This is a genomic window from Deltaproteobacteria bacterium, from assembly GCA_020848745.1.
GTDB lineage: Bacteria > Desulfobacterota > Binatia > UTPRO1 > UTPRO1 > UTPRO1.
In genome coordinates, this window is sequence record JADLHM010000039.1 from 1 (window position 1) to 9,824 (window position 9,824).

Consider the following 9,824-nt stretch of genomic DNA (forward strand, 5'->3'; position numbering starts at 1 on the left):
ATGCTCGGGAAGATCGAGCGCGCGCTGATCAAGGCGCGGATCGTGTGCGGTCCGTGCGCCGCGCCGATGTACAGCCGTGGCCGGAGCACGCGGCGGATCGTGACGGCCTTCGGGCCGATCGAGGTCAGGCGCAGCCGCTACCGCTGCCGGCGGTGCGGGGCGACGCGCCGGCCGCTCGACGAGTGGCTCGCGGTCGAGGCCGACGTGACCACGGTGGTTCGGGAACAGGCGCTCTATCTCGCCGCCGATCTTCCGTACGAGCGCGCCGCCGAGGTGCTGCGTCACGTCGGCGGCATCGGGATCAGCGGCCGGCAGATCCAGCGGCTGCTCGAGATCGAGAGCGGCCGCATCGAGGCCGCGCTCGGGCGTCCGCGCGCGTGCGGCGGCGGCGTGAAGCAGCGCTTCCGGCGCGCCGGGAAGAAGGAGACGAGCATGGGCGCACGCCGCTTGCTCCAGCTCCGCCGCCTGCGCAGCTCGGGGCTGTGGGACGCGTACTGGTCCGGACGCCTCGACCGGCAAGAGCCGCCGCCGGCGGCGTCGCCCACCCGCCGGGAAGCGCGCGCAGCGGGAGGTTGACCCGCGGGCCGCGCGCTCGCGAGCTCGCGCGGCCCCGGATCGTCCCGCGCGCCGGCGTCGCTACTCGACCAGCGCGGGGTGCGCGCGCTTCCACGCCGTGACGGCGCGATCCCAGACGCCGCGATCCTTGGTGACGGTGAAGCAGCTCGGCAAGCGCGCGGGATAGTCTCCCGGCCCGAGCCAGACCATGACGTTGTTCGAGCAGGCCGTGAGGGTCGCCGGCACGCCCATGGAGCCGGCGCCGCCCTGGCCGACCTGGTCCGCCATGAAGACGTTGTCGTGGAGCGCGACGTTCGTCGCGCGATCGGACCACTTGAAGAAGCCTTCGTGGCCGACGGCGGTCGCCGCGCCGTTGCGGGGTCCGGGCATGGCCGCGAGGTGGATGAGGGTGCGCCGGATCGTGAGGGTCTGGCCGCGTCCGTCCCAGCCTCCGGCGATGATCGACGAGGTCGGCCGCTCGGCGATGGCGACGTAGCAGCCGTCGAAGAGCGAGTCCTCGATCAGACCTCCCTGGACGTGGTCGTTCTCGACGCAGTCGTCGCGCACGTAGGAGAGCCACGTGTGGCGGATCGTGAAGGGACCCGGCCCCTCGGGACGGATGCCGTCCGTGACGTTGTCGACGCGGAGGCCCTCCACGGAGAAGGCGGCGTTGTCGAAGGCGATGCCGGCGTTGTTCTCGTCGTGCATCGAATCCCAGCTGCGGCTGCGGTCGTATTGGCCGAGCACGCGGCCGCCGGTGATGCAGGCCCCGGCGCCGCCGGCGAGGTTCACGGGATAGTGGTTCGTCGGCGAGCCGAGGAACGAGGCGGTGCGCGCGTCGATCCGCGTGAGCGGCGCGAGCCCGTGGTTCGTGTACTTCGTCGAGAGGGTGCCGCTCAGGAGGATCAGGGGTCCGGTTCCGGAGAGACAGGCGGACGGCGCGGCGGTGGCATCCGGCGCCGGCGTAGCGCTCGGCCGCGGCGTCGCCGTCGCGGTCCGCGGCGGGGTCGCGCTGCGGACAGGTGTCGGCGAGGCGCTGGCCGGCGGCGTCGCGGTGCGGACGACAGTCGGTGAGGCGCTGGCCGGCGGGCTGGCCGTTCGGAGCGGCGTGGCGGTGGCCGTGCGGGTCGCGGCGACGACGCTCGGCGTGGGGCTTCGAGTCGGGGCGGCGACGCCGCCGGTCACGTAGAGCGCCGGTCGCTGCGCGGCCGTCGGATGCTCGCGGCTCGAGAACGTGACGCCGTCGCTGCTCGTGTTGGTGATGGCCAGCGTGTACCGACCCGGCCCCGCGGTGAAGGCGGCGGTGACGTCGACGACGACGCGCTGGCCCCGCGCGACCGGACCGAGGCTCGCGATCACCGGACCGGCGTCCGGGACGAGGGGCGAGGCGTCCGCGGCATCCAGCCGGCGGTCGCCGTTGCGATCGACGTCCGTCCACCTGAGGCCCACGGCGCCCGCGCTGGTCGCGTCGATGCCGGTGGCGGTGCCTTCCGTCCAGGGCGGCGACACCGGCAGTCGCACGACGCTGCCGCCGTCGTCGGAGGCGTTGGTGACGTAGAGCGCGAGCAGCGCGCGCGCGATCGGGCTGGGCTCGGCCGAGAGGTCGAAGGCGAGGTAGGTCACGCCGAAGGGTTTGACGTCGACGTCGAGATGGTCGGAGCCGCCGTGCGACCAGGAGGCTTCGGTGCCGGCTTCGATGTAGGTGTCGGCGATCGGTTCGACGCGGCGTCCGACGGGCGTGAGAACGGGCGTCGGCGTCCGGATCGGGGTGGCCGTGCGCGTCCGGGTCGTGGTCGCCGTCGCGCGCGGGCTCGCGGTGCCCGCGGCCGTGCGCACGGCGGTTGCGGTCGCGACCGGCGTCGCCGTCCGGGAGGGTGTCGGACCGGCGTCCTTCACGAGCCCCATCTCGTCGCGGATCGCACCGTCGGCGCGCACCATTTCGAGCAGGAGCGCGTCGTCGTCCACCGAGACGCGGGTGAAGTGATGCGCCGACTCGGAATGGGCGGTGAAGCTGCTGGTGCCGGCCGCGTAGAGCTCCCGGCCGCCGCCGCCGGTCGTGACGTAGACGGTCCCGGCGCCCGGCGCGACGACTTGCCCGCCGCGGAGCGGCAGGGTGCGCTCGTACACGTGGTCGTGACCCATGAAGACGAGATCGACCGCGTGCCGGTCGAAGAGCGGAACGAGGTTGGCGCGTACCGTCGTGTTGCTGCCGTGCTTGCTGCTCGAATAGATCGTGTGATGGAACGCGACCACCTTCCACGTCGCCGTGCTCGCCCCGAGGTCCTCGTCGAGGAAGACGTACTGGGCGCTCCCCGGCGCGGTGCTGGCGTTCGAGTTCAGGACCGCGACGTGCGCGTTGCCGAAATCGAAGGAGTAGTAATTCTCGGAGCGGGCCGTGTTGTTCGCCGGCGTATAGAAGGCGTCGCGCCACGGCTGGCCGCTCGCCGTCCGGACGTCGTGGTTGCCGAGACAGGGCCAGAACACCAGGCGCGTCAGCAGATCGGCGTACGGCTCGAAGAAGCGCGGGTCGTAGCGCTCGGCTTCCCCGCTGTCGTATACCATGTCGCCGGTGTGCAGGACGAAGTCGGCGGGGCTCGCCACCATCTGATCGCGTACGGCGAGCTGCTCCGATCCGCCCGAGCCCGTGTCGCCGACCACGAGAAAGGTGAAGGGCCGACCGGCACCGTCGGTCGTGAAGCTCGACTCGGCGCCGAGCGCCGTGGCGCCGGCGCGCGGGACGTAGCCGTAGGCGCGGCCGGGGAGGAGGCCGGTCACCGGGATCGCACACACCGCGCTCGCGGGGCCGGTCAGGACGATCGGCGCGCCGCCGTCGAGCGGCCGGACGGCGAGCGCGCAGTCGCTCGCGAGGTCGGTGTTCCAGACGACGGTCACCGCCGTGGTTCCCAGCCGTTGGAGATACGGGCCGCGCGTCAGCGCGGTGGCGGCGGCTGCGGAGGAGACGGCGAGCGCGAACGACGTGAGCGCGGCGGCAAGCAGGCTGGTGCATGACGCGCGCGACGAGAAACGATACCCCATGGTGAGCCCCCCTCATGTCGACCGACGCGGCGTCGGGGCTCCTGGGCGTCTGCGGTGACACGTGCCGACGCAGCCCCCTGACGATGCGTCCGCGATCCAGTCGATGCTCGATCGCGCGAGGGTGTGAGGAGCAACCCGGATGCCACGCGGCGCTGCGTGCCGCCCGCGGAGGCGCGGGCGTCGTCGCCGCCCCCACGTCGTGCGCGTAACGCTGCGTTCACGAATGCACGGGGTGGCTCCGCGACGCCGTGCGGAACGCCATGGTGCACGCCGCGGCGTACACGCCGTGACCCCGTGAGAACGCTCGGGGAGAGCGCTCGGGCGTTCGCCAAGGGTTGGAGCCGGGCATGAGCCATGGCGGATGCATGCCGCGGGACCGGCGCGCCGGCGCGCGGTCCGCTGCGGCGCATGTGCGGATCGGCCGATGGCGCGGCCGCCGGGGAGCGCGCGCGGCTGCACGATGCCGCGTTCGTGCGAGGGTGGCGACCCGATCGCGACGATTGCAAGGAGCGAGCTTCTTCTGCATAGTGCGCCGGTTCTTAGAACGTGTTTCATTTTCGCGACGGGCGCCGCGATCGGAGGCGGAGCGCCGCGCGCCACAGGAGCCCTCCCGTCATGCCGTACGCCGTCCTCGTCGAACGCACCATTGCTTGCGGAAGATGCTGACGCGGCCGTACGGCGCGCTGATCGGCGGCATCGCGCGAGTGGCTGGATGAGCCGGGCGCTCGCGGGCATTCGGGTCGTCGATCTCACGATCGAGACGTGGGGCGGCATCGGGGCGGCGCTCCTCGGCGACTTCGGGGCCGAGGTGATCCGCGTCGACGCGCTCGGGCCGTCGCCGGCCGTCGGGCCGGAGGACGAGCGCGCGCCCGGCACCTGGAACGCGCACGCCGCGCTCGCGCAGCGCAACAAGCGGAGCCTCGCCGTCGACCTCGCGAGCACGGCGGGGCGCGAGCTCGTGCAGGCGCTCGTCGGCAAGGCGGACGTCGTGATCACCGACCGCGCGCGCGCCGACCTGCTGCGGCTCGGCCTCGACCACGCGGCGCTTTGCGCCCGCAAGCCCGACCTGATCTACGCGCGGGGCTCGGGCTTCGGCCCGCAGGGTCCGGACGCGGATCTCCCGGCCATCGACGAGCTCGCCGCGGCGCGGACCGGCATGATGCCGATCCTGCCCCAGCCCGGGCGGCCGCCGGTCTTTCCGGGGCATGGCCAGATGTACACCGCGGTCATGCTCGCGTTCGGGATCCTGGCCGCGCTCCACCACCGCGCCAAGACGGGCGAGGGCCAGGAGGTGGACGCGTCGCTCCTCGGCGGCAACATGTACGGTGCGAGCCTCGACCTGCAGGCGTATCTCGCGATCGGCGGCGAGCGCATGCTGCGGCCGATCTCCCGGCTCGACGCCGGCAACCCGATGAGCGGCACCATGTACATGAGCGCCGACGGCCCGTGGGTGACCCTCACCATGCCCGACACCGACCGCTGGTGGCCCGTCTTCGCGCCGCTCGTCGAGCTCGCCGTCGACGATCCGCGCTTCGACACGCACGACAAGCGCTGCGGCGCGAACCGGCTCGAGATGATGCAGGTGCTGGAGGCCGCCTTCCGGCGCGCGCCCGCCGCGCACTGGCGCGCGATGTTCCAGGAGCACCAGCTCTCCGCCGACATCATCGAGAGCTACGACTTTCCGGCGGCCGATCCGCAGGTCTACCGCAACCGCTATTTCGTCGAGATCGACGACCCGAGCTTCGGTCCGCGGACGTCGCTCGGCTTCCCGATCTTCATGAGCGGGACGCCGGCGCGGCTCGACGGGGCGGCGCCGGCGCGCGGGCAGCACGGCGCGGCGATCCTCCACGACCTCCTCGGGCTCTCCGAGGACGCCATCACGGCGCTCCGCGACGCCGGCACGATCGCGGGCTGATCCGCATGGCGAGCGCGCTCGAGGGGCTTCGCGTCATCGATCTGACCGTCTGGTTCCAGGGGCCGGTGGCGGCCCAGCACCTCGCCGACTTCGGCGCCGAGGTCATCAAGGTCGAGCGTCCGAAGGGCGGCGACCAGGGCCGCGGCGTCCGCAGCATCAAGGCGCTGCCGGTCGGCGACTGGAACCAGTACTTCCTCGTCATCAACCGCAACAAGAAGAGCATGGCCCTCGACCTCAAGACCGAGGCCGGGCGCGAGATCATGTACCGCCTGGTCGAGCGCTCCGACGTGTTCCTCTCGAACCTCGGCGCCGAGAACCTCGAGGCGTGGCGGCTCACCTGGGAGAAGCTCTCCGCGATCAACCCCAAGCTGATCTACGCCACGACCACCGGCTACGGCCCGTACGCGACGACGGTGAAGCCGTCGTTCGACATGACGGTGCAGGCTCTGACGGGCCTCATGAGCCGGCTCGGCGAGCCGGGCGAGCCGCCGATCTACCTCGGCATGGGCTCGGGGGACGCGTACGGCGGCTTGCTGGCGGCGCTCGCCATCCTGGTGGCGCTCTGGCACCGCAACACGACCGGGGCCGGGCAGCGCGTCGACGCGTCGCTCTACGGCGCGCAGCTCTTCCTCGCGGCGCCGACCCTGCAAGCGTGGCTCGCGACCCGCGATCCCCGCTACGCGGCGCAGCAGTCGCGGGCGGCGGCGCGGAACCCGCTCTGGAACACCTACCGCGCCGAGGACCAGTGGCTGATGCTGTGCGTGCCGAACCGCGACGACGCGTTCGCGGCGCTGGCCGGGTCGTTGGACCCGGCGGATGCCGGCGTCGGGGGCGACGCGCGCTTCGCGACCGCCGCCGCCCGGCGCGAGCACGCCCGCGAGCTGGTCGCGGCCCTCGACGCCGCGATCGCGCGGCGCACCGCGGGCGAGTGGATGGCGCGCTGGACGCCGCTCGCCGACCGGCACGTGGCGGCGAGCCCCGTCGCGACGCTCGCGGATCTCGCCAGGGACGCCGGCGCCTGGGCGAACGACTATCTCATGGAGACGCACTGCGAGGAGGTGAACCGCAGCGTCACCGTGCGCGGCATGCCGGTCGGGCTCTCCAGGACGCCCGGGACGATCCGCGGCCTCGGTCCCGAGCTCGGCCAGGACACCGAGATGATCCTCTTCGAGATGCTCGGCTACGATTGGGACGAGATCGGCGCGCTGAAGGCGAAGGGGGCCATCCCGTGACCGCGCCGCTCGACGGCGTGCGGGTCCTCGACCTCGCGACCATGCTCGCGGGGCCGTACGCCGCTACGCTCCTCGGCGACCTCGGCGCCGACGTCGTGAAGGTCGAGTCGCACTACGGTGACGACAGCCGCCACCTCGGCCCCGAGCGCGCCGGGCAGCGCTCGCCGTTCCTCAGCCTCAATCGCAACAAGCGGAGCCTCGTCCTGGATCTCCGGCAGGCGGAGGCGCGCCCGGTGTTCGCGCGGCTCGCGGCGACGAGCGACGTCGTGATCACGAACGTGCGGGAGCCGGCGCTCTCCAAGCTCGGGCTCGCCTACGAGCAGGTGCGGGCGCATCGCCCGGACGTGATCTGGGTCGGCGTCACGGCCTTCGGGCCCGACGGACCCTACGCCGGCCGCCCCGGCATCGACTTCCTGGCCCAGGGCTACGCCGGCCTCCTGTCGCTCAACGGCGACCCCAAGGGCGAGCCGGTGCGCGTGACGGTGCCGCTCGTCGACGTGATGACCTCGGAGCTGGTGGTGACGGGGGTGTTGGCGGCGCTCCTGGTGCGGGCGCGGACCAGCGCGGGCCAGCGCATCGACGTGTCGCTCCTCGACGCGCTCGTGCACGCGCAGGCGAGCGGGCTCGGGGCGTGGTTCTTGAAGGAGGAGATCACGCCGCGGACGGGGAACCGCAGCCAGTACTTCGCGCCGTCGGGCGTCTATCCCTGTCGGGACGGCAAGGGCATCGTCATCACGTGCCCGTCCGACAAGTTCTTCACCCACCTCTGCCGGGCCCTCGAGGTCGACTGGGTCGGCGACCCGCGTTTCGCGAAGATCGCGGCGCGCCTCGAGCACCAGGACGCGCTCGACGCGCTGCTCGCGGCGCGCTGCCGCGACTTCGCGCGCGACGACCTGCTGCTGCGGCTGATCGCGGCCGACGTGCTCGCGGCCCCGATCCACGACATCCCCGAGGTCGCGGGCGATCCGCAGGTGCGGCACAACGACATGATCGTCGCAACCGAGCACGCGACGCTCGGCCGGCTCGAGGTGACGGGGGTTCCCGTGAAGCTCCGCGGCACGCCGGGAAGCGTCCGGCTCGCGCCGCCGGTCCACGGCCAGCACACGGTCGCGCTCCTCGCCGAGCTCGGGTTCGGGGCCGACGAAGTCGCGGCGCTCCGCCGCGCGCGCACGATCGGCGTCGCGGAGTAGGCGAGGACGCCGCGATGGCGGTCGCGCGCGACCGCGTCAGTCGTCCGCGGGGAGGAGCGGCAGCCGCAAGCGGAAGGTGGTGCCGACGCCCGGCGCGCTCTCGCCCTCGAAGAAGCCGTGGTGGGCGGCGACGGCGTTGTAGACGATGCGGGTTCCGAGCCCGGTGCCGCCGGGCTTCGTGCTCTTCGGCTCGCCGCGCAGGATGCGCGCCAGCACCTCGGGCGCCATGCCGCGGCCGGTGTCGGCGACCGTGATCTCGACGCAACGGCCGCCCGGCAGGCGCGGCTCGGGACGGACGCCGAGGCGCACCGTCACCGTGCCGTGCGGCGGGGTCTCGGGGATGGCGTTGTCGACCAGGTTGTAGACGGCGCGCTCGACCTGGAAGCGGTCGACGCGACAGCTCGGGACGGGCTCGATCTCGCCGACGAGCCGCACGGCGTGACGGCGCGCCACGCGCGCGAGGTCCTCGATCTGGGCGGCGAGCAGCGACGCGAGGTCGTGCGGCTCGAGCTCGGGCGGCGTGACCGTCCCCTTGAGGGCGTCGGCGATGAGCTTGGTGTAGTCCTGCACCGCCTGCACCTGGTCCATGACGATGTCGAAGGTCTCGCCGTAGGACCGGCGCACGAGCGCCGCCAGGGGCGGCGGCTCGGCGCGCGGGTCGAGCGCGGCGAACATCGCGTCGAGGTCGGCGCGCAGCGCCTGCACGCCGGTGACGATCGGGGCGACCTTGTTCTTGATGTCGTGGCTCAGGTCGCCGACGGCGTGGGCGATCGCGGCGGCCTGCGCCTCGCGCGCGAGCTCGGCCGTCTCGATCGCCGCGGCGGCGACCGAGGCGACGATCTCGAGCACCTCGAGGTCGTCGCCGTCGAAGTCGCCGTGCTGTTTGTTCAAGACCTGGAGGACACCGACGGGATTTCCGGCCTGGTACCGCAGCGGCACGGTGAGGATGGTCTCGCTCGGGAAGCCGATGCGGCGCCCGACCTCGCGGTCGTGCTCGGCGGCTTCGTCGGGCCGGTTCGTGATCTGCGACCGCCCGGACCGGAAGACCGCGCCGGCGAGGCCGGTCGAGGCCGGGATGCTCTGGCCCGTGAGCTCACGCGCCTTGGCGCCGACCACGTAGCGGAAGACGAGCGAGTCGTCCGCCGGCCGGTGCAGGAAGATGGTTCCGGCGACGGCGCCGACCGCCTCCAGCGAGACGGCGAGGATGTCGCGCAGGCGGTCCTCGAGGTCGAGCGAGGAGGAGAGGAGCCGGCTGATGGAATGGACGGCGGCGATCTGGCGGTTCCGCGCCGCGAGGGTGGCGCGGAGCGCGGCGGCGTCGCGGTCGGCGCTCATCGCGACCATCCTCCGAGATGCGGCGGCGCGCGTCCAGTCCCGGCAGGAGGTCGGGCGCTGCGGTCATGCCGGCGTCGGCCGCGTCGGCGGGAGCGGTCGGGTCGTGACGACGAGGAGCAGCGACGTGCCGGCGACCGCGGCGGCCAGAGATGCGAGCAGGATGCCGACCTTGGCGGCGCCGTGGGCGCTCTCGGGGAGGGCGAGGCCGGCGATGAAGAGCGCCATGGTGAAGCCGATGCCGGCGAGGACGCCGCCTCCGAGCACCGCCGGCCAGCCGACGCCGTCGGGCAGCCGCGCCAGGCCGGCGCGGACGGCGAGCCAGCTCGCACCGGCCACACCGAGCGGCTTGCCGAGCACGAGACCCGCGGCGACCGCGAGCGCGACCGGATCGCGGAGGTCGGCGAGCGTGACCGTCACGCCGGCGTTGGCGAGCGCGAAGACGGGCATCACGACGAAGCCGACCCAGGGGTGCAGGAGGCGCTCCAGGTACTCGAGCGGCGACACGGACTCCCGGACGGCATGGCGGACGAGCCGCACCCGGGCGGCGCGGGCGGCGCCGGC

At 73.3% G+C, this 9,824-nt stretch carries 7 protein-coding genes; 4 read left to right on the plus strand and 3 right to left on the minus strand.

What is annotated here, in order from left to right; genetic code table 11:
• The coding region (locus IT293_05310; GenBank protein ID MCC6764064.1) for a hypothetical protein at positions 1 to 576 on the plus strand (576 nt) is incomplete at its 5' end.
• 60 nt (positions 577 to 636) lie between these two features.
• Here the strand turns inward: IT293_05310 and IT293_05315 are convergent.
• Positions 637 to 3,591, minus strand: coding sequence for a metallophosphoesterase (locus tag IT293_05315; protein ID MCC6764065.1), 2,955 nt, complete (start codon positions 3,589 to 3,591; stop codon positions 637 to 639).
• Positions 3,592 to 4,303: 712 nt separating this feature from the next.
• On the opposite strand from IT293_05315, the gene IT293_05320 reads away from it, so the two are divergent.
• From IT293_05320 to IT293_05330, 3 genes are read left to right on the plus strand one after another with little or no spacing between them, the layout of a single operon-like run.
• Positions 4,304 to 5,506 (plus strand): CoA transferase, encoded by a 1,203-nt coding sequence (locus IT293_05320; GenBank protein MCC6764066.1) that lies wholly within the window; start codon positions 4,304 to 4,306, stop codon positions 5,504 to 5,506.
• 5 nt (positions 5,507 to 5,511) lie between these two features.
• The gene (locus IT293_05325; protein ID MCC6764067.1) at positions 5,512 to 6,738 is read left to right on the plus strand and encodes a CoA transferase; all 1,227 of its coding nucleotides are present in this window, start codon (positions 5,512 to 5,514) and stop codon (positions 6,736 to 6,738) included.
• Positions 6,735 to 7,928 (plus strand): CoA transferase, encoded by a 1,194-nt coding sequence (locus IT293_05330; GenBank protein ID MCC6764068.1) that lies wholly within the window; start codon positions 6,735 to 6,737, stop codon positions 7,926 to 7,928. Before IT293_05325 ends, IT293_05330 begins: the two co-directional genes overlap by 4 nt.
• A 36-nt stretch (positions 7,929 to 7,964) precedes the next feature.
• Here IT293_05330 and IT293_05335 read toward each other — a convergent pair whose 3' ends face one another.
• Entirely contained in the window at positions 7,965 to 9,263 is a 1,299-nt protein-coding gene (locus IT293_05335) for a GAF domain-containing sensor histidine kinase (protein MCC6764069.1), read from the minus strand.
• A gap of 63 nt (positions 9,264 to 9,326) precedes the next feature.
• On the minus strand, positions 9,327 to 9,824 hold a 498-nt coding region (locus IT293_05340), incomplete at its 5' end, for a Na+/H+ antiporter NhaA (GenBank protein MCC6764070.1).

Excerpts from the sequence above, each read along its gene's own strand:
- IT293_05315 (MCC6764065.1), bottom strand. The coding sequence starts at position 3,591 with ATGGGGTATCGTTTCTCGTCGCGCGCGTCATGCACCAGCCTGCTTGCC.
- IT293_05320 (MCC6764066.1), top strand. The coding sequence starts at position 4,304 with ATGAGCCGGGCGCTCGCGGGCATTCGGGTCGTCGATCTCACGATCGAG.
- IT293_05325 (MCC6764067.1), top strand. The coding sequence starts at position 5,512 with ATGGCGAGCGCGCTCGAGGGGCTTCGCGTCATCGATCTGACCGTCTGG.
- IT293_05335 (MCC6764069.1), bottom strand. The coding sequence starts at position 9,263 with ATGAGCGCCGACCGCGACGCCGCCGCGCTCCGCGCCACCCTCGCGGCG.